The organism is Pseudomonas sp. B2021 (assembly GCF_018135665.1).
In the GTDB taxonomy this organism is placed as follows: domain Bacteria; phylum Pseudomonadota; class Gammaproteobacteria; order Pseudomonadales; family Pseudomonadaceae; genus Aquipseudomonas; species Aquipseudomonas lactis.
This window is the reverse complement of sequence record NZ_SMOF01000001.1, coordinates 4,019,490-4,042,472: the sequence shown is the minus strand read 5'-3', so window position 1 is coordinate 4,042,472 and position 22,983 is coordinate 4,019,490. Positions and strand designations below refer to the sequence as shown.

19 protein-coding genes and 1 pseudogene are annotated in these 22,983 nt (G+C 61.2%); 13 read left to right on the top strand and 7 right to left on the bottom strand.

What is annotated here, in order from left to right; all coding sequences use genetic code 11:
* Positions 1-111: 111 nt before the first annotated feature.
* The 4 genes from E1K68_RS17975 to E1K68_RS17960 form a co-directional block, all read right to left on the bottom strand.
* Positions 112-420: a hypothetical protein gene (locus E1K68_RS17975; protein WP_003192377.1), complete on the bottom strand. Its 309-nt coding sequence runs from the start codon at positions 418-420 to the stop codon at positions 112-114.
* Between the two features lie 333 nt (positions 421-753).
* On the bottom strand, positions 754-2,271 hold the full coding sequence (locus E1K68_RS17970) for a glycosyltransferase family 39 protein (RefSeq protein WP_212614495.1): 1,518 nt from the start codon (positions 2,269-2,271) through the stop codon (positions 754-756).
* 28 nt (positions 2,272-2,299) lie between these two features.
* Complete coding sequence (gene arnT, locus E1K68_RS17965; RefSeq protein WP_094775460.1) at positions 2,300-3,955, bottom strand: lipid IV(A) 4-amino-4-deoxy-L-arabinosyltransferase; 1,656 nt, start codon at positions 3,953-3,955, stop codon at positions 2,300-2,302.
* 181 nt (positions 3,956-4,136) lie between these two features.
* Positions 4,137-4,817, bottom strand: coding sequence for a histidine phosphatase family protein (locus E1K68_RS17960; RefSeq protein WP_003192371.1), 681 nt, complete (start codon positions 4,815-4,817; stop codon positions 4,137-4,139).
* Positions 4,818-5,092: 275 nt separating this feature from the next.
* On the opposite strand from E1K68_RS17960, the gene E1K68_RS17955 reads away from it, so the two are divergent.
* The 7 genes and pseudogenes from E1K68_RS17955 (at position 5,093) to E1K68_RS17925 (ending at position 12,879) form a co-directional block, all read left to right on the top strand.
* Entirely contained in the window at positions 5,093-5,761 is a 669-nt protein-coding gene (locus E1K68_RS17955; RefSeq protein WP_003192369.1) for an ABC transporter ATP-binding protein, read from the top strand.
* 1 nt (position 5,762) lies between these two features.
* On the top strand, positions 5,763-8,225 hold the full coding sequence (locus E1K68_RS17950) for an FtsX-like permease family protein (protein WP_003192367.1): 2,463 nt from the start codon (positions 5,763-5,765) through the stop codon (positions 8,223-8,225).
* Complete coding sequence (locus E1K68_RS17945) at positions 8,215-9,279, top strand: lipocalin-like domain-containing protein (protein ID WP_212614494.1); 1,065 nt, start codon at positions 8,215-8,217, stop codon at positions 9,277-9,279. Before E1K68_RS17950 ends, E1K68_RS17945 begins: the two co-directional genes overlap by 11 nt.
* A 140-nt stretch (positions 9,280-9,419) precedes the next feature.
* Positions 9,420-10,412, top strand: a pseudogene (locus E1K68_RS17940) (hypothetical protein).
* Between the two features lie 31 nt (positions 10,413-10,443).
* Complete coding sequence (locus tag E1K68_RS17935; RefSeq protein WP_120248877.1) at positions 10,444-10,794, top strand: hypothetical protein; 351 nt, start codon at positions 10,444-10,446, stop codon at positions 10,792-10,794.
* A 129-nt stretch (positions 10,795-10,923) separates the two neighbouring features.
* The gene (locus tag E1K68_RS17930) at positions 10,924-11,280 is read left to right on the top strand and encodes a hypothetical protein (RefSeq protein WP_032901102.1); all 357 of its coding nucleotides are present in this window, start codon (positions 10,924-10,926) and stop codon (positions 11,278-11,280) included.
* Positions 11,281-11,430: 150 nt separating this feature from the next.
* Positions 11,431-12,879, top strand: coding sequence for a hypothetical protein (locus tag E1K68_RS17925; protein ID WP_003192361.1), 1,449 nt, complete (start codon positions 11,431-11,433; stop codon positions 12,877-12,879).
* Between the two features lie 5 nt (positions 12,880-12,884).
* On the opposite strand, the gene E1K68_RS17920 is transcribed toward E1K68_RS17925, so the two are convergent.
* Positions 12,885-13,586 (bottom strand): sterol desaturase family protein, encoded by a 702-nt coding sequence (locus E1K68_RS17920; RefSeq protein WP_169856140.1) that lies wholly within the window; start codon positions 13,584-13,586, stop codon positions 12,885-12,887.
* 328 nt (positions 13,587-13,914) lie between these two features.
* Between E1K68_RS17920 and E1K68_RS17915 the strand changes: the two genes are divergently transcribed.
* The 6 genes from E1K68_RS17915 to E1K68_RS17890 all read left to right on the top strand — a co-directional run bounded on the left by E1K68_RS17915 (position 13,915) and on the right by E1K68_RS17890 (position 20,872).
* Positions 13,915-14,838, top strand: a complete 924-nt coding sequence (locus E1K68_RS17915; protein WP_014719049.1) for a substrate-binding domain-containing protein — start codon at positions 13,915-13,917, stop codon at positions 14,836-14,838.
* Between the two features lie 63 nt (positions 14,839-14,901).
* Positions 14,902-16,410 carry a sugar ABC transporter ATP-binding protein gene (locus E1K68_RS17910; RefSeq protein ID WP_212614493.1) on the top strand — a complete coding sequence of 503 codons (1,509 nt, stop codon included), beginning with the start codon at positions 14,902-14,904 and terminating at the stop codon, positions 16,408-16,410.
* Positions 16,376-17,368, top strand: a complete 993-nt coding sequence (locus E1K68_RS17905) for a ribose ABC transporter permease (protein ID WP_212614492.1) — start codon at positions 16,376-16,378, stop codon at positions 17,366-17,368. Before E1K68_RS17910 ends, E1K68_RS17905 begins: the two co-directional genes overlap by 35 nt.
* A 25-nt stretch (positions 17,369-17,393) precedes the next feature.
* Complete coding sequence (locus E1K68_RS17900) at positions 17,394-18,473, top strand: erythritol/L-threitol dehydrogenase (protein WP_003192355.1); 1,080 nt, start codon at positions 17,394-17,396, stop codon at positions 18,471-18,473.
* Position 18,474: 1 nt separating this feature from the next.
* Entirely contained in the window at positions 18,475-20,007 is a 1,533-nt protein-coding gene (locus tag E1K68_RS17895; RefSeq protein WP_169856146.1) for an FGGY-family carbohydrate kinase, read from the top strand.
* A 139-nt stretch (positions 20,008-20,146) separates the two neighbouring features.
* Positions 20,147-20,872, top strand: coding sequence for an SDR family oxidoreductase (locus tag E1K68_RS17890; RefSeq protein ID WP_212614491.1), 726 nt, complete (start codon positions 20,147-20,149; stop codon positions 20,870-20,872).
* Here the strand turns inward: E1K68_RS17890 and E1K68_RS17885 are convergent.
* Positions 20,869-21,873, bottom strand: a complete 1,005-nt coding sequence (locus E1K68_RS17885; RefSeq protein WP_003192351.1) for a LacI family DNA-binding transcriptional regulator — start codon at positions 21,871-21,873, stop codon at positions 20,869-20,871. The genes E1K68_RS17890 and E1K68_RS17885 overlap by 4 nt on opposite strands.
* Before the next feature lie 58 nt (positions 21,874-21,931).
* The gene (locus E1K68_RS17880) at positions 21,932-22,795 is read right to left on the bottom strand and encodes a LysR family transcriptional regulator (protein WP_003192349.1); all 864 of its coding nucleotides are present in this window, start codon (positions 22,793-22,795) and stop codon (positions 21,932-21,934) included.
* Positions 22,796-22,983: the final 188 nt, after the last annotated feature.

Genomic DNA, 22,983 nt, shown 5'->3' with positions numbered 1-22,983 from the left:
CTCGCGCAGAACCCCAACGGTAACGCGTGCCTCCTGAATAAACGCCGCGCCTGTGAGTTTTTCGCGAGCAAGCTCGCTCCTACAAAATGGGGCCAAGCCCGCTTTTACATTTTAAGTTGTTGGCTTCAAAGGCTTCACGCACTCAATAGAGCGATCTACCGTGGTCTTGGCAATCTCCAACAAATGCCACACCGCCAGAATCTTCGCCCGCCCTGGGTTATCCAGCAGCTCGCCGCAATCGAGCGCCGTTGCCGAAGCGCTGTCGAGCAGGCTGGCGGTGTAGAGCAAAGCATCTTCAAAACTCAGGTCGTCGTTGACGTTGTGGAAACCCTGGCTGGGCAGGTAATGGTCGATGGCGCGGTTGAACGCGGCACGGTCTTTTGCAGGATCGAGGGGTGAATCGGGTAGGACTTTATTCATGGTGTAACTCCACATGGTTTGGAGCTGACACCCCTCGCGACTAAACGAATGGGTGGCGGCTGTACGCAGGTTAGTCGACCGGCCACATGGCAAACCGGCGCGCCCGAAGGCGCCCATACGCACAGCCACCATGAAACATCATGGAACCATGCGCCATATGAAACCCGAGCGACTAAACCCGATCACTGATGAGCAGTGATGGACCGCAGACTAGCCACCGATTCCAACCGGCACAAGGCGGCGGGGATTGTCTCGGAAACGTCCTGCAATTTAAAGGGACACGGCTTGCTGGCCCTTTACAAACCATGACAAAAGGCCAGCAAGCAGAGTGCCTCAGCGCGTCCCTGGAACAAACGCCACACTCCCACCCTCACGCGCCTTGAACAACCGCTCCCCATTATCCGGTTGCGTCGTCACCACTTGATGATCCACCGCCAGAAACGCCAACGGCGTCGGCTCTTCCTTGGAATACTGCGCGACGATTATCGTACGTTGCGGATCAAACCCTTGGCCGCTGGTTTTTTCCAGCCAGGCCATGAACGCGGCGCTGTCGCCTTGGCGCGGGAAGTCCTGGGCTTCGCTCACGTAATAGAAGGGCTTGCCGTGGTTTTGCAGGTACATGGGCAGCTTGTTGTCGACCTCTACCAGCACCAGTTGCCATTGATTCCAGGGCGCACTTTTCTCAGCCTGGGCTTGCAGATCGGTGGCGAAGCGGGTGACGCCGCCGTTGCCGTTGGTCCAGGGGTAGATCACGCCCAGCACCAGCAAGAGCAGGCCTGCGCTCAAGCCAAAGCCTGTTTGCCAGCGCGGGCAGCTCGAAGGTTTTTTGTGCAGGCGCTCGCTCAGCCACCAGGCGCCGAGCAGTTGGGCAAAGGGCACCAGCGGCAACACGTAGTAGCTGCGGCGGCTGCCGCTGGCGGTGAAGAAGACAAATAAAAGGCCCAGGCCCCACACCAGCCAGCGTACGTTGGGCGGCGCCTTGCGCCAGTTGCGCACGGCCAGCCACAGGCCGAGTAACCAGCAGGGTGCCCAGGGCAGGGTGTAGGCCGGCAGGTAGATCAGGTAAGTGTAGATCGGTCCCATATGGTCGAAGGGGTCGAAGAAGCGCACCACGTTTTCCCGGAACACCAGTTCCAGGCCGCTCTCGCCGTAAGTGGGGGCGCCGTAGCGGTGGGACAGCACAAAGGGAATTGCGTACACGATGCCTGCGATGAGCAGGGCCAGCACCATGCGCAGGTTGAGGTGGTGTTTGTAGCGGTGTTCGCTGAGCAGGTGTGGCAACAGCACCAGGCCCGGCAGCACCACACCGATCAAGCCCTTGAACAGTGAGGTGGCGGCCAGCAACAGGAAAAACACCGTGTAGCGCCCCAGCCGTGTGTCATCCGGCCCGCGCCAATACCACCACACCGCTGCCAGCACGCCGCACACAGTCAGTACATCGGCGGTGGCCACGCGGGCCCAGAACAGGAAATAGAAGGTGGTGGCGAGCATCCACCCGGCGATCAGCCCGGTGCCTTTGCGAAACAGGCGTTCACCGATCAGGTACACCAGCCAGATGCTCAACCACGCGGCAAGCACCGATGACAGGCGCAGCGACCAGGGGCCGAGGCCGCCCAGCAGGTGGGCAAACCCGGTGATCAGCCAATAGGAGGGCAGGGGTTTGTCGTAATACGGCGTGCCTTTGAGATACGGGTCGAAGTAATCACCGCTTTGCAGCATCTGCAAGGCGATATTCGCCCAGCGCGTTTCCGGCCCCCACAGGTCGCGGCTGCCCAGGCCCAGCAAGAGCAGCAAGGCCGAGGTGCCCAGCAGTAACACCAGGGCGCCGCGTTCGGTTTTCCAAAAACTCATGGGATGTTCCCTGTGGCAGGCGCTGCATTCAAGGGTGTTGGGGGTAAATCGTCAGCACCAGGTCGCCCTTGCGATAACGTTTTCCACCGGGAGGCAATTGCCCTTCTTCGCGGTGTTCGCTGGTGCTCTTGACCTGCATCAGCACGCCGACCGAACCCTGCTGGCGGGCCTCGGCCAACCAGGCCTGGACGCTGTCCGGCGTGACTTTGCGCTGTGCCGCGTCTTGGTAGTTCAAGCCATAGCGCAGCTCGCCCTGGGTGTTATAAAACGCCACATCGGGCCGGCGCAGGCGCCAGGTCAAGGCCGATGCCAGGCCCAGGTCATTGCTCAGCAAAGCACGGACAGGTTGCAGTTCGGCCAGATGCTCCTGCACGAATTGGTCGGGCATTTCGTTATCTTCGATCAGGGCCGGCATGCCCGCCGGTAGCAGGGCCACCAGCAAGCCAATGCCCAGGGCGGGCATCGCCCACAACGTCAACGGGCGCACCGCTTGCAGCAGGTTGGCGAGGATCCAGCCCAACAGCACGATAAACGTCAGCGACAGGTTGAACATCTCTGCGTGGCTATTGCCGTACAGCGGGCGGGTGATTTGCAGGTAAATCAGCGCCACCATGGCCGTCAGGCCAAGGACGAAATTGAGCGCGCCGTTGATGACCAGTGGGCGCGCCTTGCCTTGCTTGATCAGGTCGATCAAGCCGTGGCCCATTAACAAGGCCAGGGGCAACAGGCACGGCATGATGTAGGTCGGCAACTTGCCTTTGCTCAGGCTGAAAAAGCCCAGGGGCAATAGCAACCACAGGGCGAGAAAGGTAATCGCCGGCTGGCGCTTTTCCTGCCAGGTCTTGAGCAGGGTGCCGGGTAGCAAGGCGGCCCACGGCAGGCACGCCACCACCATGATCGGCAGGAAGAACCAAACTGGCCGCGCATGCTGTGCGTTGTCGGCGGCAAAGCGGCGGATGTGCTCATGCCAGAAAAAGAAATGCCAGTAATCCGGTTCGCGCAGGTGGATGGCCAGGGCCCAGGGCAGGCATACCAGCACGGCGACCAGCACCGCCAACGGCCCGTAGCGCATCAACTCGCCGACGCGCCGCTGCCAGACGAGGTAGGGCACGGCGATCAAAACCGGCAGCAGCCAGGCCAGAAAACCCTTGGTCATGAACCCCATGGCGCAGGCCACCCCCAACACTGCCCAGGCACCCAGGCGTTCCCGTGGCGTGCGGCAGTCCAGGGCAAACCACAACGCCACCAGGCTCAGGTTCACCCACAGGGTGAATTGCGGGTCGAGGTTGGCATACCCGGCTTGCCCGGCCACCAGGCCAAAGCTCATGTAGAGCAGGGCGCAGGCAAAGCTCTTGCGCGGGTCGTTCCACACGCGCCGGGCGAGCAGGTAGGCCAGTACCACGCTCAGGCCTGTGCTCAGGACCGAGGCGATGCGCACACCGAACAGGTTTTCACCGAACACCGCCTGGCCAAGGGCGATGAACCAATAGCCGGCCGCGGGCTTCTCGAAATAACGCACGCCCATGAAGTGAGGCGCCACCCAGTTGCCGCTCATCAGCATTTCCTGGCTGACCTGGGCGTAGCGGGTTTCGTCTGGCGTCCATAAACCGTGAAAGCCCAGGGGCAGCAAGATGAACACGGCAACGCCCAGCAATAGCCAGGCCAGAGGGTTTACGCGGGGCATGCGCACATCGCTCCATAACGTTCAAGTACGGGCAATGGCGGTATTAACTTAATAGGGTGAAGCATCGTAAGGGTCACTAAGTAGTTGTAGGAAAACATAACTAACAGGCGCGACTAAACATGCCAGAACAGGGCTGTCGTTTTGCTGAACACGTCGTGGCTTAATATGTAAACAAGTGTAATTAAAGTTGTTTGAGTGCGGCGGTCCACTCTTCGCTGTTCATGGTGCCCATGGCCTTGAAGGTGCCGTTGGGCAGCACCTTGACGAACAGTGCGCTGCCGTACTCGGCGGCGGCTGCGTGGGGGAAGCCCAGGCTGGTCTGGAAGTCGCTCATGCAGGCGCTGTGGGTGATCAGCATCAGGTTGCGTCCCGGCTGTTTGTGGCCGAGGATCTCATCGCCCATGGCGTCGCCGCAGATGGCCAGCGGGCCGGGGGACAGCTCGGTCTTGCCGAACATGAACAGTGACGTCTGGGCGGTTCGCGTGGTGGGGCTGCTGAGCACGTCGGTCAGGGCCATGCCCAGTGAATCAAAGGCTTTGCCCAGTTCGACGGCGCGTTCAGTGCCGTTGATGGTCAGGCCATCAGCGGGGCCGAAGCAGGGGTTGGCCGAGCGGTCGCAACGCTCTTCATGGCGCACCAGCACCACCAGTTCACCCTCTCGCCAGCTGGCGAGCACCCCGGAGGTCAGCAGGCGATTGCCTACGCCCAGGTCCAGGGGCGAGCTGGGCCACATTAAAAAGCCCGCCAACAGCAAGGCGGTAACGCTGATGCCAAGCAAGTGCAGGCGGTATTTTCTCAGGCGTTTTAACCTTGACCTTTTGGGTTGGGGGTTGGCCAGGATCATGTCTGCCACGCGGTTCATCCTCGGCACTGTTTATTGTGTTTATAAAAAGGCTGCACGGCTGGGCAGTTGCCCTTAGTGAGGCAGGAGACTGTCACAGCACTGCTGTCTTTTTGCTGAACACTTGCATGTTAAGAGTGTCACTTTGGTTAACTAAGAAAGTTGCGGGTTACCACGAGTTGGCGGGCACTTTAAAGTGCGGTGGATGGTCGGGCGGTGAAATCCATGTGAAAAATTTGCGTGGGCAGGAGCATCAGCCGTTATTCTCATTGCGGGTCCTTCAGATGAGCGTTCTTATGTTGCAGGTGCAAGGTGTTGTAAAAAACTACGCGACCCCGCAAGGCCCGCTGGCCGTCCTGGCCGGCGTCGACCTGCACCTGGGCGAGCGCAGCAGCCTGGCGCTGATGGGTGAATCGGGCAGCGGCAAAAGCACCTTGCTGCACCTGGTGGCTGGGCTGGACCGAGTGGACGGCGGCAGCATCCGCATCGGCGAGCAGCGCCTCGACCAACTCAACGAAGGGCAACTGGCCCATTGGCGCCGCACGCAAATCGGCCTGGTCTTCCAGCAGTTCAACCTGATCGGCAGCTTGCGCGTGGAAGACAACCTGGCGTTCCAGGCGCGGCTGGCCGGACGTTTCGACCCCCACTGGCAAGCGCAATTGGTGGAGCGCCTGGGGCTGGGCGACTTGCTACGGCGTTACCCGGAGCAACTCTCCGGTGGCCAGCAGCAACGGGTTGCCGTCGGGCGGGCGTTGGCCTCGCGACCGGGTTTGTTGCTGGCTGACGAACCCACCGGCAACCTCGACGAAGCCACCAGCGATGAAGTGCTGCAACTGTTGTTGGACCTGCTGCGTGACAGCCCCACCAGCCTGTTGATGGTCACCCACAGCCCGCGCCTGGCCGCACGGCTTGACCGGCAAGTGATGCTGCACCGTGGCCGTGTCGTGCCGATGGACGCTCGCTGAGATGGCGCTGTTTTACTGGACGCTACGCGCATTGCTGAGCCACTGGCGGCGCCATCCGGTGCAATTTTTCAGCGTGCTCACCGGCCTGTGGCTGGCCACCGCGCTACTGACCGGCGTGCAGGCCCTCAACAGCCAGGCGCGGGACAGCTACGCACGCGCCAGCCAATTGATCGGTGGCGAACCTCAAGCCAGCCTGGTAGCGCCGGACGCCGCCAGTTTCCCCCAAGCACTGTTTGCCGAGCTGCGCCGCGCCGGCTGGCCGGTCTCCCCGGTGGTGCAGGGCCGGGTTGAGCTTCAAGGCCACGAGCAGCAGCGCCTGCAACTGATGGGTATCGACCCGGTGTCGTTGCCCGGCAGCGGCAGCGTGGCAGGGCAACGCTTGAGCCAGGCGCAGATGCTGGCGTTTTTCGAGCCGCCAGGGCGTACCTGGGTCGCTGCGCAAACGTTAGAGGCGCTGGGGTTGCAGGCGGGCGAGCAGCCGCTGACGTCCACCGGGCAGCGCCTGCCACCGTTGCAAGTACAGGCCGATATGGCGCCCGGCCTGCTGCTGACCGATATCAGTTTTGCCCAACCCCTGCTCAACATGCCTGGGCGCCTGTCGCGCTTACTGGTGGACAACACCTTCGCCGCGCGCCACCCCACGCCACCCGCCGCGTTGCAACTCAAGCAGGGCGAGGACAACAACCTGTCACGTCTCACTGAAAGCTTTCACCTGAACTTGGATGCAGTGGGTTTTTTATCCTTTGTGGTGGGGCTGTTTATCGTGCATGCGGCCATCGGCCTGGCCCTGGAACAGCGCCGTGGCCTGCTGCGAACCTTGCGCGCCTGTGGAGTCAGCGCACGCCTGTTGATCCTGAGCCTGGGCCTCGAATTGGGCGCTTTGGCTGTGTTGAGCGGTGTACTCGGTATCGCCAGCGGCTACCTGCTGGCCAGCCTGCTGCTGCCGGATGTCGCCGCCAGTTTGCGCGGCCTGTACGGCGCCGAAGTCGCCGGCCAATTGAACTTGAGCCCCTGGTGGTGGCTCGCTGGTTTGGGCGTGAGCCTGCTGGGCGCACTGCTCGCCGGGGCCAGCAGCCTGTGGCGCGCGGCGCGTTTGCCGTTACTGGCGCTGGCCAACGCCCAGGCCTGGCATCAAGCCCATGGGCGCTGGTTACGGCGCCAGGGCTGGGTGGCATCCGCCGCCTTGCTGATCGCATTGCTGGCACTGTGGCTGGGCGATAGCCTGGCCGCCGGTTTTGTGCTGATGGCGGCCTTGCTGTTGGGCGCGGCGTTGGCGTTACCGGTGCTGCTAAACGGTTTATTGAAAGCGGTGCTGGGGCGCGGTCGCTCGGTGCTGGGCCAGTGGTTCCTGGCCGATTGCCGCCAGCAACTGCCGGCCTTGAGCCTGGCGTTGATGGCGTTGCTGTTGGCCCTGGCGGCGAATATCGGCGCCGGTTCCATGACCTCGGGCTTTCGCCAGACCTTCACCCATTGGCTGGAGCAGCGCCTCACCGCCGAGCTGTACCTCAACCCGCAAAATCCGCAGCAGGCCGAGCAACTCAATGCATGGTTGAGCCGCCAGCCCCTGGTGCAGGCCGTATTGCCCGCCTGGCAGGTGTCGGTGCAACTGCAAGGCTGGCCCGCGGAGGTGTTCGGCGTGGTCGACAACCCCACTTATCGTCAACACTGGCCGTTGCTGGAAGCGGCGGATGCGCCCTGGGACCGCCTGCTGCAAGACGACAGCCTGATGCTCAGCGAACAACTGGCGCGACGCCTGAAGGTGCAACTGGGCGACACGGTTTCCATCCCCACACCGCAGGGTACCTGGGCGCCGAAGATCGTCGGCATCTACGCCGACTACGGCAACCCCAAGGGCCATCTGCTGGTCAATGCCCAGCACCTGTTGGCGCATTGGCCGACGCTCTCACCGGCACGCTTCAACCTGCGCGTGGCGCCTGCCGATGTGCCGCCGCTGATTCGTGAAGTGCAGCGGGAGTTCGCCCTGGAAGACAGCCGCATCGTCGATCAACAGCAACTCAAGGGCTGGTCCAGCCAGGTCTTCGAACGCACCTTCGCCGCCACCGCGGCGTTGAACAGCCTGACCCTTGGCGTCGCTGGTGTGGCGTTGTTCATCAGTCTGTTGACCCAGAGCCAAAGCCGCCTGGGCCAACTCGCGCCGTTGTGGGCGCTGGGCGTGACGCGCCGACAATTGATGCTGCTCAACCTCGGCCAGACCTGGCTGCTGGCGGTGCTCACGTTGATCCTGGCGTTGCCGCTGGGGCTGTTGCTGGCGTGGTGCCTGGATGCGGTGATCAACGTGCAGGCCTTCGGCTGGCGCCTGCCGCTGCAAGTCTTCCCCGGCCAGCTTGCGCAATTGCTGGGGCTGGCGATGCTCGCCACCTTGCTTGCGTCGGCCTGGCCCCTCTGGCAGCTGTACCGCAGCCGCCCGGCGGATTTGTTGAGGACGTTCGCCCATGAAGACTAAGGCATTGGCGTGCATCGCCTGGTTACTGCTGAGCGGGTGCGACCAGGCGCCCGCACCCGAGGACAGTTTCGCCGGGCTGGGCAGCGATGCGGCGGACTTTGCCCAGGTGGTGCCCGGCAAAGTCTTCAGCTTTCCCGAGGACCACGGGCCCCATGACGGCTTTCGCATCGAATGGTGGTACGTCACTGCCAACCTCAAGGATGCCCAGGGCAATGTCTTCGGCGTGCAATGGACGCTGTTTCGCAATGCGTTGAAGGCCGGCCCTGTTGAACCGGGCTGGCGCGATTCAACCGTGTGGCTCGGCCACGCCGCCGTCACCTCAGCCACCCGCCACTACGCCGCCGAACGCTTGGCCCGGGGTGGCGTCGGCCAGGCTGGGGCTCAGGCAGAGCCGTTCAACGCCTGGATCGACGACTGGACCTTCGCCACCCGCCCTGGTGCTTCCAGCCCCCTGGCCGACATGCAACTCAAGGCCAGTGGCGCACAATTTGCCTACGACCTGCACCTGACCTCCAGCCGCCCGCTGGTGCTGCAAGGCGACCATGGCTACAGCCGCAAATCCGACCAAGGCCAGGCGTCGTACTACTACAGCCAGCCGTTTTTCACCGCCAGCGGCAGCGTCAGCCTCGACGGCCACACCTACCAGGTCAGCGGCCCAGCCTGGCTCGACCGCGAGTGGAGCAGCCAACCCCTGGCCGCCAGCCAGACCGGCTGGGACTGGTTCTCCCTGCACCTGGACCGCGGCGCGCAACTGATGCTGTTTCGCGTGCGGCAGAAAGACAGTGACGGTTACCTCACCGGCACCTGGATCGACGCCCAGGGCCACACCGAGACCTTGCACAACAGCGATATCCAACTCACACCGCTGACCACCACGGCCATCGACGGGCGCAACATTCCCACACGTTGGTCGCTGAAAATTCCCGGCAAACAGCTGGATATCACCACCGAAGCCGTCAACCCCAAAGCGTGGATGGACCTGGGCATTCCATATTGGGAAGGGCCGGTGCGGTTTGAGGGTGGGGTGGGGTATTTGGAGATGACGGGGTATTAGGGACGCTTTCTGTAGGCGTTCATCTTTTGCTGTGTAGGCAACTTCCCAAACGTACTTTTTGACCCCCGCCTGCTTGTGTCCGGGCTGTGGGTGCTTGCATATATTTCGATGCCATCTCTCTCGGTATCGGAATCCAGGACATGGCGTACGGCTACATCAATCAACAGGCTGCACCTTACCCGTTTTTGAAATCACGTCTATGACGCGGAGGCTTGTTGCAAGGCCGAGATCATTTCGATGTGCTGAATCGGCACCTGAGCCATGGATTGGTGAGGCCGGGTGAGTTGGTGATTGTTCCAGAGGCGTCCAGCGTCAATTGTTCTATCGAAGAAGCCTGGTTGATGCGCCACGCTGAAGAGATTACTCATCAACTGGACCAGGTTGCGCCCCTCGATAGAGCTGGAAACAAAAACTATGACCTGGCGCAGAGCATTCTGGGGTATGGCTCGATAGGCATCGGCAGTGCGACGTCGGCTTGGAGCCGGCACCTGCAGGCGGTTGCACAGACTTTGATGGAAATCGAGCAACTGCATCGCCAATTGAAGGACGGTGGTTTGGACAAATAGTCGTTTATACGACAGCGTCAAAGGATGTTTGGCGTTTTGGATATGCAACTGCAAGGGGCTGCACGATTTGGCTCGGGGTTGCGTGGCAATCAACCGCTGAAGGGAGCGCTCGGGATCTCGACCAAAAGCTATCTGCATCAAGGCGAGATTGCGGGGTACACGCAGCGGGTTCGAACGATTACGCAAATGTCGAAATGGTTAAAGCAAGGAACATATCTTGGGTTGGCGTTGGATGTAGGCGTGGCGGGTTTGGAAATCAAGGAGGCGTGTGTGGTGGGAAGGGAGGTGCAGTGTCGGCGGGCGAAGTATGTGGAGACGGGGAGGTTGCTGGGTGGAGTATTTGGGGCTGCTGTTTTGGGCAAGCGTGGCGCAACTATTGCTCGCAGTGCATGCCGGATTGCATTGGGTGTTTCACTGAAAGGCAACGGTGAACTGGCTTGCGGAATTATTGGAGGGGCTATGGGCGGGGCGACGGGAGGCGCTTTTTTTGGTGAGTTTGGTGGGTTTTTGGGGGGAAGAATATTGGAAGTCGACGGCGATCTGATATTCCAACCCGAGGGAACATAACGATGTCCCTTTTTTTGTATATAGCATTGTGATGTTCGCTTGGGTGTTTGTCGTGTTCGTACTGATAGTGTTTGCTGAATACGCAAAGCTGGATGAACTGGAAAGTTACTTCAGTGAGAACGAGAAGGTTCTTAGGCATAAGCGTTTCAGGGAAGGATATGATCCGATCGATAGATATCATCGCATGAGCCTGATGATCGACATCCTGTCAGGTCCGAAAGCTTTTCTGAAGGCAGGCCTTGTGACCGAAGCCGAGCTGGCGTCTGTCCCCTTGACGCTTAAGCGCTGGGCCTTGTGGCCGTATCGCCTCGCGGATGTTTGTATCATCGAAATCATTGTGTGGGAGGTTTGGCGCAGATGGTGCGATATCCCAATTCCATGAAACTAGGCCTCACTCGCGAAAAACACCTCTTGAATTGGCAATTGGTAGCGGTGCGCGAACCTGGAGGCGGTCATTACGGGGCGTTATAGATCAAGAGTGATTCGATTTTTTCACCAAAAGGGCATGTTAATGTCGTTTTTTCTCGCTTACACCCTGGTGATGGTGGTTGGAGCGTTCGTCATTTTGGGATTAGTGCTCTTTGTCGAACGAACAAAACTCGAGGCGTTGGAAGGTTACTTCATTGAAAACGTGCAGGTGCGTAACTATCAGCAACGCTGGGGACGAAACCAGCGGTTCGTCAGGTTCCATCGCATGTGTCTCATGATTGATATCCTCCGCGCGCCAGAACGCTCCGTGAAAGAAGGTTACATGACCGAGGCAGAGCTAGCCGTCATTCCGCCAGCGCTCAAGCGTTGGGCTGTATGGCCCTATCGGCTCGCGATAATTTGGGCGATCAGTTGGGGCTATTGGTGCACCTGGCTTTAGAGGTACTTTCGCTTCTTGAGCCTGAATTTCAGGCTCACATTGTTAAAAAAATACTGTACATACATACAGTCTTGTCCTACAGTCCATCCCAGGTGACCGGATGTCACCGGTTACCTGAGCTTCAATTTTTTAACTATGGATGGATAAAAAATGAAATCGAAAAAAGCCTTCATTCTGGGCGCGGCCATGGCGGCCTCTTGCTTCGTTTCGGCCTTTGCCCTGGCCGAGCAAACCCCGGCAAAACTCAGCGCGCAGGCGGTCAAGCAGGCCGTGGACAAAGCGTTGAAACCTGGCGGTACGCTGGAAAAGGCCAGCGTCTCGGGCGAGCTCAAGCAAAAGCTCAATGCCGCCAAGGCCGGGCAGTCCAACGTCGTCAAAAAAAGCAAGGCGGCCGTCGGTAATGTGGCGATTGACTCCCCGGTTGGCCAGCTGGAAAAACCTGACTCGGCGCACATGAAACAGGCCGCGGTTGCAGCCTTCACGCCGTTGTTTCCCACCCTGGATATCAATACTCTTTACACCCTCACCGGTGTGGAGACCGGCGCGCAAATCGCTTACCACTTCAACCTGCCGAAAAACGCACGAATCCAGGTACAGCTGCTGAACCAGAGTGCCGGCACGGATATGTCGTTGACGCTGTTCCATGACGACGGCCAAGGCAACCTGACGCCGTTGGGCACCTCGGATAACCCCGGCAGTGCCGATGAATACCTCAACGGCGTGTTGCCAGCCGGTGACTACTACTGGTTCATGGTGGCCAATGTCGCGAGCAACTCGCAGTTCAGTTTTGGTGTGGCGGTGGACAGCAATGTGGATGCCTACGAGCCTAACGACACTGAGCAAACCGCGTTCGCGCTGCCGGATGCCTTGAACCAGGTGACCGGTAACCTCGACAGCGTCAATGACGTGGATTACTTCTCCTTCGTCTCGTTGCGTGGCCAAGGTGTGGGCATGTTCCTGGGCGATGACGGTGCGGGTACGCGTAACCAGTGGATCTTCGAACGGTTCGATGGCACCCAGTGGGTGGAAGTCCCGCAGGGCTCTACCTCCACCTATCCCAACCTGACGCCAGGCTACACGGTCAAGGTGCGTGTGCGGGCCAACCCGGCGGTAGCATTGAACCCCCAGGCTCAATACAAGCTGACCCTCGGCTCGGCGCCACGCCTGAACCAGCACAATGTGAACGGCGATAACGTGGTGCGCATCCCCAGCTCGATCTTCCAACTGGCCACCCAGGCGGCCCGCAATCTGAGCTGGAGCACCCAGTGGTCAGACAGCACGGGCGAGCCCCTGCGCGGCGTCACCCCTGTACTACGGGTCGACAAGCATTTTGGCGCCACTTACAACTGGGTCGACTATGAGGCCAAGACCGGCATCACCGGTGCAGCCTCGGGGAATGTCGCCCTGGGCACCTGCTCTGGGGACTACAAAGTGCGGTACCCGGACAGCGGCTCGGGCCAGACCTACAACTGGGAAACCTGGTTCAATGAGGGCGGCTGGCGCATTGAGCTCAGGGAGTTCCCAGGTGTGGGCGTGGGTGGCAATAACGTCCAATACGTCAGCCTCGGCCACATCTGCAGCCAGACCATCGTGCGCTGATTGATCTATGTGTGTGAAGCGGGGGGCAGTCCAGTTGGACTGCCCCTTTTTTTTACCGTGGGTTCCCAATGCAAAGTGCCAAACAAATAGTCCATCAACGGCAGCACGATGTTGAAGTTACGCCCCTGCATCAGCTCACGACGGTGATGCAAGGCATGCAGGCGGTGCATCTGGCGAATCCACGGCAGGCGCGCCACCGGGTGTTCGGCAGGCAGGTGTTCGCAGGCATGAAACACTTCGTAGAGCAGGTAACCGAGGATCATGCAGCCGGCAAACAACCCGGCAACGTTGGGGCTCAGTTGGCTGAGCAGCCACCAGGCGGGGAGGGTGATGGCCAGGCTGTGCAGCAAGATCAGCCAGGCTGGAAACAGGATGACGCGCCAGTCCCGGGGGCTGTCGTAAGTCATGTGATCAGGGGTGAAGAAGCTGTGGTGGTCGCCAGTGTGGCGTGCGTAGAACAGCCGTGCGAACGCATGTTTGTGGTGGCCCAGATGGCGGTGCACAAGGTAGATGCACAGGTTGAAGAACAGCAGGGTCAGAGGCACGGCCAGCCACTGCAGGGCGGTGATATCGGCAGTGGACGACCAGGCCAGCGTGATGCAGGCGATGCCGTAGCCAAGCACGAATGCGGCATGCAGCCAGGGGTTGTAACGCGGGCTGACGCTTGCGCGGTAACGGTCGCGGAAAGTCTCGGTCGGGTGGGGCATGGCCGGCTGCTCGCTGTGTTTTTATTTGAGGCTGAGCTTAGTTGGCTTAGGCGGATGTGCGAGTTTTTACTGGCAACCCTTGCCCCCTGTAGGAGCGAGCTTGCTCGCGAAAAATGTCAACGATAACGCGGGCTTCTGAATAAACGCGGCGCCAGTGAGTTTTTCGCGAGCAAGCTCGCTCCTACAACAGGAGGGCAAGCCAGCTCCCACATTTTGATCACTGCCGACCAGTGGAGGCTTGCACAGGTCAGATTTACTTGTTAGTTTCTGACAAAATGTTAACGATAACATTTGCTCTAAAAATAAAAACAAAACAGAGACCCATGCCATGAAAATGCTCCCCAAAACCCTGTGTTTACTGGCTGCCAGCATCACCCTGGGCAGCGCGACCCCCGCGTTTGCCGACGCTGCCAAGCCCATCCGCATCGGCGCCTCGTTCCAGGAAATCAACAACCCCTATTTCGTCACCATGAAAAACGCCCTGGAAGAAGCCGGCGCCACCATCGGTGCCAAGCTGATCATCACCGACGCCCGCCACGACGTGTCCAAGCAGGTCAGTGATGTCGAAGACATGCTGCAAAAGGGCATCGACATCCTGTTGATCAACCCCACTGACTCCGTCGGCGTGCAATCGGCCGTCAAGTCGGCCCATGCTGCCGGCGTCGTAGTGGTGGCGGTGGATGCCCAGGCAGATGGCCCGCTGGATTCGTTCGTCGGCTCGAAGAACTTCGACGCCGGTTTCCAGGCCTGTGAATACCTGGCTAAAACCATCGGTGACAAAGGCAATATCGCCATCCTTGACGGCATCGCCGTGGTGCCGATCCTCGAACGTGTGCGCGGCTGTAAAGAGGCGGTGGCCAAGCACCCGGATATCAAGATTGTCAGCATCCAGAACGGCAAGCAGGAGCGTGACCAGGCCCTGACTGTCACCGAAAACATGTTGCAGGCCCAGCCCACCCTCAAGGGCATTTTCAGCGTGAATGACAATGGCTCCCTTGGCGCACTCTCGGCCATCGAAGCCAGCGGGATGGACGTGAAGCTGGTCAGCGTCGACGGCGCGCCGGAAGCGATCAAGGCGATCCAGAAACCCGGCAGCCATTTCATCGCCACCTCGGCCCAGTACCCGCGCGACCAGATCCGCCTCGCCCTGGGCATCGCCCTGGCCAAGAAGTGGGGCGCCCAAGTACCGGCCAGCGTGCCGGTGGACATCACCCTGATCGACCAGGCCAAGGCCAAGGACTTCAGCTGGTAAACCCCCCAGGCCCCACGCAATGCGTGGGGCCCAGGTCTTCCTTCTGAGTGCGAGGTCGGCGGTATGAGCAGTCTTCTGAAGCTGGAAAACATCTGTAAGCGTTACCCTGGGGTGCAGGCCCTCAAGGCCATCAACCTGCAAGTGGAGCGTGGCGAAATCCACGCCTTGCTCGGGGAAAATGGCGCGGGCAAATCCACCCTGATGAAGATTCTGGGCGGTGTCGAGCATCAGGACGAAGGGCAGATCCTTATCGACGGGCAGGCTCGAACATTTGCGACCTATCGGGATGCGATTGCCGCCGGGATTGGCATTGTGTTCCAGGAATTCAGCCTGATTCCCTACCTCACGGCGGTAGAAAATATCTTTCTCGGCCATGAGCTGAGCAACCGCTTCGGCCTGTTGCGCAAACGCGAAATGGCCGAGACCTCCCAGGCGTTGTTCAAGCGCCTGGGGGTCAGCATTGACCTGCACTGCGCGGTCAAGCACCTGAGCGTGGCCGAGCAGCAGTTTGTCGAAATCGCCAAGGCCCTGGCCCTGGACGCACGCCTGCTGGTGCTCGATGAGCCGACCGCGACGCTGACCCCCAGTGAGGCCGAGTTGCTGTTTGACATCATGCGCGAACTCAAGCGCCAGGGCGTGGCGGTGATTTTTATCTCGCACCACCTGGAAGAGATTTTCCAGGTCTGCGACCGTATCAGCGTGCTGCGCGACGGCGGCAATGCAGGCGTCACCGAGGTGGCCGACAGCGACATCGACCGCCTGGTCGAGATGATGGTCGGCCGCCGCCTGGAATGCAGTTTTCCGCCCAAACCCAGCGGCGAACGCGGCCCGTTGCTGCTGGAAGTCAAGGACATCCAACTGGTGCGCAACGGCCCCCACAACCGTTTCAATGTGCACAAAGGCGAGATCCTGGGCTTCGCCGGCCTGGTGGGTTCGGGCCGCACCGAGCTGGCCCTGGGCATGATGGGCGCGTTGCCCACGGTGAGCAAAGACGTGTGGCTGCGCGGGCAAAAAGTCAGCCTCGATGACCCGGCCCAAGCCCTGGCCCACGGCATCGGCCTGCTCCCCGAAAGTCGCAAGAGCGAAGGGCTGATCACCGCCTTCAGCATTCGCGAAAATATCTCGCTGAACAATTTGCCCAAGTATCAGAACGCCTCGGGCCTGATCGACAAGGCCCGCGAGTGCGCCAGCGTCGAAGCGCTGATGCGCCAGCTGTCGATCAAGGCACCCAGTGGCGAAAGCCTTGTGGTGAACCTCAGCGGCGGCAACCAGCAAAAAGTCGTGATCGCCCGCTGGATCAACCACCACTGCGACGTACTGGTGTTCGACGAACCCACACGCGGCATCGACGTGGGGGCCAAGGCGCAGATCTACGCGTTGATGCGCAGCCTCACCGAACAGGGCTACGCGATCATCATGATTTCCTCCGAGCTGCCCGAAGTCATCGGCATGTGCGACCGCGTCGCCGTGTTCCACAAGGGCGCCATCGTCAAGGTACTGGAAGCGTCCGCCGTCAATCCTCAAGAGGTCATGCGCCATGCAACAGGGGGCTCAAGTGAATACGTCCATTAACACCGCCGGCACCGGCCGGTTGCGCCTGAACCTGGCGCGGCTGCTGCGCTCGCCCGCGTTTTATCCCTTTGTCGGGCTGGTGGTGGTGACCCTGGTGATGATCCTCGCCAGCGACACCTTCCTCACCGCCAGCAACCTCTCCAACATCGCCCGCCAGGTGTCGATCAACGCGATCATCGCGGTAGGCATGACCTGCGTGATTCTCACTGGCGGCATCGACTTGTCGGTGGGGCCGGTGATGGCGTTGTCCGGCACCTTGACTGCCGGGCTGATGGTCGCCGGGTTGCCGCCGGGCCTGGCGATTGGCGTCGGGCTGCTGGTTGGCGTGGCCTTCGGCATCGGCAACGGGCTGTTCGTGGCGTACCTGCACATGCCGCCGATCATCGTCACCCTGGCGACCATGGGCATCGCGCGCGGGTTCGGGCTGATGTACACCGACGGCTACCCGATTTCCGGCTTGCCAGAGTGGTTCGCGTTCTTCGGTCGCGCCAGTGTGTTTGGCCTGCAGGTGCCGATCCTGATCATGCTGATCACCTACCTGTCGGCCTATGTGCTGCTGCAACACACCCGCATTGGCCGCTACATCTACGCCATCGGCGGCAATGAAGAAGCGGTGCGCTTGTCCGGGGTGCGAGCGGCGCGTTTCAAGCTGCTGGTGTATGGCATCAGCGGCTTCACCGCCGCGATTGCCGGGCTGGTGCTTACCTCGCGCTTGATGAGCGGCCAGCCGAATGCCGGTGTGTCGTTCGAACTCGATGCGATTGCCGCCGTGGTGCTGGGTGGCGCGTCGATTGCCGGCGGCCGCGGAGTGATCATCGGCACTTTGCTCGGCGCCATGCTGCTGGGCGTGTTGAACAACGGTTTGAACATGCTTGGCGTGTCGCCCTACGTGCAGAGCGTAATCAAGGGCGGGATCATTTTGCTGGCGATTTTTATCAGCCGTCAGCGCCATCGTTAATACCTCACTACACAGGACCGAACACATGGACAAGCACACTCACATGCAAGCCGTCGTCTGCCACGGCCCGAAAGACTACCGCCTGGAGCGCATCGGCAAACCCCAGGCGCGTGCCAATGAGCTGGTGATCCGTATCGCCGCCTGCGGCATCTGCGCCAGTGACTGCAAGTGCCACTCGGGCGCGGCGATGTTCTGGGGCGGCGACAACCCCTGGGTCAAGGCGCCGGTAGTACCGGGCCACGAATTTTTCGGCTACGTGGTCGAAGCCGGCGAGGGCGCCGAGGAGCACTTTGAGGTCAAGGTCGGTGACAAGGTCATCGCCGAACAGATCGTGCCGTGTGGCAAGTGCCGCTTCTGCAAATCAGGCAAATACTGGATGTGCGAAGTGCACAACATCTTCGGCTTCCAGCGCGAAGTGGCCGAAGGCGGCATGGCCCAGTACATGCGTATTCCCAAGACCGCCATCGTGCACAAGATCCCCGAATCGGTGTCCCTTGAAGACTCGGCGCTGGTGGAGCCGATGGCCTGCTCGATCCATACCGTCAACCGTGGCGATATCCAGCTCGACGACGTGGTGGTGATTGCCGGTGCGGGCACGCTGGGCCTGTGCATGGTCCAGGTAGCCGCCCTGAAGACCCCGAAAAAACTGGTGGTGATCGACATGGTCGACGAGCGCCTGGAACTGGCGAAAAAGTTCGGCGCCGATGTGGTGATCAACCCCGCCCGTGACAACGCCCGCGAGATCATCAACGGCCTTACGGAGAATTACGGCTGCGACGTCTACATCGAAACCACCGGCGTCCCGGCCGGCGTCACCCAGGGCCTGGACCTGATCCGCAAGCTCGGGCGCTTTGTCGAGTTCAGCGTGTTTGGCGCCGAGACCAGCGTGGACTGGTCGATCATCGGCGACCGTAAGGAGCTGGACGTGCGCGGCGCGCACCTGGGCCCGTATTGCTACCCGATCGCCATCGACCTGTTCGAGCGTGGCTTGGTCACTTCCCAAGGTATCGTCACCCATGATTTCCCGCTGGACGACTGGGCCGAGGCGTTTGAACTGGCCAATTCGACCAAGTCGATCAAGGTGCTGTTGAAGCCGGTGCTCTGAGATGGACTACGTCATCGGTGTAGACATTGGCACCCAAAGCACCAAGGCGCTGCTCGTGGATGCCCAGGGCACGATCATCGCCCAGCACAGCCACGGCTACCGGGTGGACACCCCGAAAGTGCGCTGGGCCGAGCAGTGGCCGCAGGTGTGGCTGGATGCCGTCCAAACCTGCGTGGCCCAGTGCATGGCCAAGGCCGGGGTGCCGGCGCCGCAGGTCAAGGCGCTGTGCATCAGCAGTTTGTACGGTGGTTCGGGCATTGCCGTGGATGCGCAGATGACGCCGCTGCACCCGTGCCTGATCTGGATGGACCGCCGCGCCGGCGAGCAGGTGGCCTGGGTGCGCGAGCACGTGGACCTGGAGCGCTTGTTCGCCATCACCGGCAACTCGGTAGACAGCTACTACGGCTTCACCAAAATGCTCTGGCTCAAGCAGCACCAACCGCAGGTGTGGGCGGATACCCGCTACCTGTTACCGCCCAACAGCTACATCAACTGGTGCCTGACCGGCGAGTTGGCGGTGGACCACAGCAGCGCCGGGAATATCGGTGGTGTCTACGACGTGGCGGCGCGCAACTGGTCAGGCGAGATGCTGGAGGCGCTGGGTATCGCGCAGTCGATGATGCCCGAGCGGTTGCTGTATTCCGGCGAGGTGGTGGGTGGTTTGCTTGCAGACTGGGCCGCCCGCCTGGGTTTGCAGGCGGGCACGCAGATCCTCGCTGGGGGCGTGGACGCGGCCATGGCGACCCTGGCGGCGGGTGTCACTCAGCCAGGCAATCATGTGGCGATGATCGGCACCAGCATGTGCTGGGGCTACCTGAACCAGCAGGTGGATGCGCGCCATGGTTTGGTGAGCATGCCCCATGTCTACAACGGCCACCACGACCTGTACATCTTCGGCGGTGCGATCACCGCCGGGGCCTCGGTCAGCTGGTTTCGCGAGCAGTTCTGCCAGGCCGAAGAACAGCAGGCCCAGGCCACGGGGCAAGACAGCCTGGCACTGTTGGAGCAGAGCGCGATGAATATTCCGGCCGGCAGCGAAGGCGTGGTGTTTTTGCCTTACCTGATGGGCGAGCGCAGCCCGGTATGGGATGACCGCGCTAGCGGCAGTTTTGTCGGGCTCAACCTCTACCACAGCCGCTTTCACCTGTACCGCGCGGTGCTGGAGGGCGTGAGTTTTGCCCTGCGCCACAATATCGAAGCGGGTACTCAAGGCGCGCACTCCCTGGACCCACGCCTGATTGTGGTGGGCGGGGCGAGCCATTCGGACCTTTGGATGCAGATCATCGCCGATGTCACACGCTACCCGGTGTACACCATCGTCCAGGAGGTAGAAGCGGCCTTGGGCGCGGCGTTGCTGGCGGCGCATACCGTGGGGCTGGTGAGTGATGGGCAGATGGACACCGGCTGGGTGCAGTTGCAACTGCGGGCGCAGCCCAAGCGGGAGAATGTCATGACCTATGACCGGGCGTTTGCCGAGTACCTGAAGCTGTACCCGGCTCTGAAACCGATCATGCACAACCTGCAAACCACCTGATTCAACACGGTCCAGAAATGTGGGAGCTGGCTTGCCTGCGATAGCGGTGTATCAGCACCCGATAAGGAGACTGATACTCCGCTATCGCAGGCAAGCCAGCTCCCACAGTGGATCTTCATTGGTTTTGAGATCTTTATTTATGACCACTACCTTCGACTTCTCTCACCGGCGCATCCTCGTCACCGGTGCCAGCAGCGGCATCGGTCGCGAAATTGCCCAGCAACTGATCGCCAGCGGCGCCGAAGTCTTCGCCCTCGGTCGCGACGCCCAAGCCTTGGCGGCATTGAGTTGCCACACCTTGTGCGTGGACATCGCTGACAACATCACCCTCGACAAAGCCCTGCAAGCTTTGCCGCTCCTGCACGGCCTGGTCAATTGCGCCGGGATTTCACGCCTGGAACCCGCCGCCGCTATCAGCGCCAGCGCCTTCGATCAGGTGATGAACGTCAACGCCCGCGCCGCTGCGCAAGTGGCCAGCCGGGTCGCGGCGAAGATGATTGAGGCGAACATGGCGGGCAGCATCGTCAACGTCTCCAGCCAGGCGTCGTTGGTGGCGCTGGACGATCACCTGAGCTACTGCGCTTCCAAGGCCGCGCTGGATGCAATCACCCGTGTGCAATGCGCCGAGTGGGGCCGTTTTGGCATACGCGTCAACAGCGTCAACCCCACCGTGACCTTGACGCCGATGGCAACCATGGCCTGGTCCGACCCGGCCAAGCGCGACCCGGCGCTGGCTGCGATTCCGTTGGGGCGTTTTGCGCAACCGGCGGAAGTGGCGCTGCCGGTGCTGTTCCTGCTCAGCGACGCGGCGAGCATGATCAGTGGCGTCAGCCTGCCGGTGGACGGCGGCTACACCAGCCGCTAGCCGTTTTCCAGCTGCCCGGCGATGACCACTTTATCCCGTGGCTTGTACGGGTCTTGCAGGCGGTCGAGCAGCAGGCGCACCGCACTGCTGCCGGCCAGGGACGCGTCATGGGCCACGCAGGCGATGGGCACGCCAAAGATATCGGCGAAGGGCAGGCGGTCGATGCCGCAGATGGTCAGGCTGTCATGGGCAATGTTGTGCATGCGTAACGCGCGCAGGGCGCCCAGGGTGATCAACTGGTTGAAACCCATGATCGCGTCCGGCGCCGAGTGTGCGGCCAGGTAGTCGAGGGTATGCAGGTAAGCCGGCATCAGCGTGTAGTCACCCGCCTGCACCTCGACCTGAATGTCGGGGTGTTCGGCCAGCACTTCCCGCAGGCCTTTGAGGCGCTCCACGCTGATGCGCGAGTGCTCGGGGCCGGTCAGCACCAGCAGGCGCTTGAGGTTGGGCGTTTGGCGTAACAGGTAGTGCGCGGCTTGCAAGCCGCTGTGGTAGTTGTCGAGCACCACACGGCTGAACGGGCTGTCGTGGATGGTGCGATCGAGCAGCACCACCGGGGTCTTGCCGTTGCTCAGGCGCTCCAGATAGTCGGGTTGGTAGCTCGGTTCATCGGAGACCGGCGAGAGGATGATCCCCGCCACGCGATACCCCAGCAGGGTATCCACCGCCTTGCTTTCCAATTCCTCCAGCTCATCGGTGTCCACCAGCATGATGGTGTAGCCGTGCTTTTTCGCCTCGCGGGAAATCGCCTTGATCATCTCGCTGTAGAACGGGTTGTCCACCGAAGCGGTGATGACCCCGATGATCAGGCTTTCACTGCGCTTTAGCCCACGGGCGAAGGCGTTGGGCACGTAGTCCAGCTCGCGTGCCACTTCCAGAATGCGCGCCAGGGTGGCGGGTTTGACCAGGTCGGGTTTGCTCAAGGCCCGGGACACCGTAATGGTGGTCATGCCGACCCGTTTGGCAATGTCGCTGATGGTGACGGACTTTTTCTTGTTCATCGGTAAGGCTGCGAGGGGAAACACCAGCAGGCTAGCATGTGCGCAGGCGTAGAGTGATTCAAATCAGCGGGTCCCAGCGTTGCGACCAGTCGCCTTCGGCCTTCACCACTGTACGTAGCAGCTCCAAAGCCTGTTGCAACACCGCCGAATCCCGCGCCCGTGAATACACCAGGTAGGTCGGGAAGCTGAATTCCGGCGCCTTGGGCACGCGCTGCATCACGCCGCTGTCCAGGTAGCTCTGCACCACCCGTGTGCGGAAGTAGCCAGCACCGCCATTCTCCAATATGTACTGCAATGCCAGCGGTCCCAGGTTAAAACTCACCGCGGCGCGCGCACGGTCGGGCAGGGCGGCGTCGTGCTGCTGGCGAAAACCCTGGCCCCAGTCGATATACACGTAAGGCTCGGGTTTGCTCGCCAGTTGCACCAGAATCAGCTTTTCTTCCAGCACCTGCTCCACCTGCAAGCCCGGCCAGTATTGCGGCTGGAACACCAGGGCGGCGTCGAGCACACCCAGCTCTAGTTGGCGCAGCAGGTACTCGCCCTCACGCACTTCGGTGCGCAGTGCATGGCCTGGGATGTGTTCGCGCAGCGCCTTGGCCCAGCCGAGCATCAACGGGTTGCACAGGCTGACTTCACCGCCGATATGCAGCACGTTGCGATAGCCGTCTGGCAATGGCAGGTCGCGGCGCGCCGCTTCCCAGGTTTGCAGCAACTGGTTGGCATACACCACGAAGGCCTCGCCGTCGGCGGTCAGCCGCGCACCGGCACGGTTGCGCACGAACAGGGTGCAGCCCAGCTGGTTCTCCAGGTTTTTCACCCGGGCGGTGATGGCGGTCTGGGTGACGTGCAGTTTCTCGGCCGCTGCGGCCAGGCTGCCGCAGCGGGTGATTTCGAGGAAGGTGCGTGCCAGTTCGATGTCCATGAAGCCCCCGGGGATGAATAGGGGCATTGTAGAGCGATGCAGGATTGGAATGCGATCCATGTGGGAGCTGGCTTGCCTGCGAAGACGGCCTGACAGTCAACTGGGATGTTGGATCAGAGCGCGTACATATCCGTTATTTAGGTAACGGCCACTTAGGGTTCCGCCCTGACGGCGGCTCACTTTGCAAA

Excerpts from the sequence above, each read along its gene's own strand:
- E1K68_RS17975 (WP_003192377.1), bottom strand. The coding sequence starts at position 420 with ATGAATAAAGTCCTACCCGATTCACCCCTCGATCCTGCAAAAGACCGT.
- E1K68_RS17970 (WP_212614495.1), bottom strand. The coding sequence starts at position 2,271 with ATGAGTTTTTGGAAAACCGAACGCGGCGCCCTGGTGTTACTGCTGGGC.
- arnT (WP_094775460.1), bottom strand. The coding sequence starts at position 3,955 with ATGCCCCGCGTAAACCCTCTGGCCTGGCTATTGCTGGGCGTTGCCGTG.
- E1K68_RS17960 (WP_003192371.1), bottom strand. The coding sequence starts at position 4,817 with ATGAACCGCGTGGCAGACATGATCCTGGCCAACCCCCAACCCAAAAGG.
- E1K68_RS17955 (WP_003192369.1), top strand. The coding sequence starts at position 5,093 with ATGTTGCAGGTGCAAGGTGTTGTAAAAAACTACGCGACCCCGCAAGGC.
- E1K68_RS17950 (WP_003192367.1), top strand. The coding sequence starts at position 5,763 with ATGGCGCTGTTTTACTGGACGCTACGCGCATTGCTGAGCCACTGGCGG.
- E1K68_RS17945 (WP_212614494.1), top strand. The coding sequence starts at position 8,215 with ATGAAGACTAAGGCATTGGCGTGCATCGCCTGGTTACTGCTGAGCGGG.
- E1K68_RS17935 (WP_120248877.1), top strand. The coding sequence starts at position 10,444 with ATGTTCGCTTGGGTGTTTGTCGTGTTCGTACTGATAGTGTTTGCTGAA.
- E1K68_RS17930 (WP_032901102.1), top strand. The coding sequence starts at position 10,924 with ATGTCGTTTTTTCTCGCTTACACCCTGGTGATGGTGGTTGGAGCGTTC.
- E1K68_RS17925 (WP_003192361.1), top strand. The coding sequence starts at position 11,431 with ATGAAATCGAAAAAAGCCTTCATTCTGGGCGCGGCCATGGCGGCCTCT.
- E1K68_RS17920 (WP_169856140.1), bottom strand. The coding sequence starts at position 13,586 with ATGCCCCACCCGACCGAGACTTTCCGCGACCGTTACCGCGCAAGCGTC.
- E1K68_RS17915 (WP_014719049.1), top strand. The coding sequence starts at position 13,915 with ATGAAAATGCTCCCCAAAACCCTGTGTTTACTGGCTGCCAGCATCACC.
- E1K68_RS17910 (WP_212614493.1), top strand. The coding sequence starts at position 14,902 with ATGAGCAGTCTTCTGAAGCTGGAAAACATCTGTAAGCGTTACCCTGGG.
- E1K68_RS17905 (WP_212614492.1), top strand. The coding sequence starts at position 16,376 with ATGCAACAGGGGGCTCAAGTGAATACGTCCATTAACACCGCCGGCACC.
- E1K68_RS17900 (WP_003192355.1), top strand. The coding sequence starts at position 17,394 with ATGGACAAGCACACTCACATGCAAGCCGTCGTCTGCCACGGCCCGAAA.
- E1K68_RS17895 (WP_169856146.1), top strand. The coding sequence starts at position 18,475 with ATGGACTACGTCATCGGTGTAGACATTGGCACCCAAAGCACCAAGGCG.
- E1K68_RS17890 (WP_212614491.1), top strand. The coding sequence starts at position 20,147 with ATGACCACTACCTTCGACTTCTCTCACCGGCGCATCCTCGTCACCGGT.
- E1K68_RS17885 (WP_003192351.1), bottom strand. The coding sequence starts at position 21,873 with ATGAACAAGAAAAAGTCCGTCACCATCAGCGACATTGCCAAACGGGTC.
- E1K68_RS17880 (WP_003192349.1), bottom strand. The coding sequence starts at position 22,795 with ATGGACATCGAACTGGCACGCACCTTCCTCGAAATCACCCGCTGCGGC.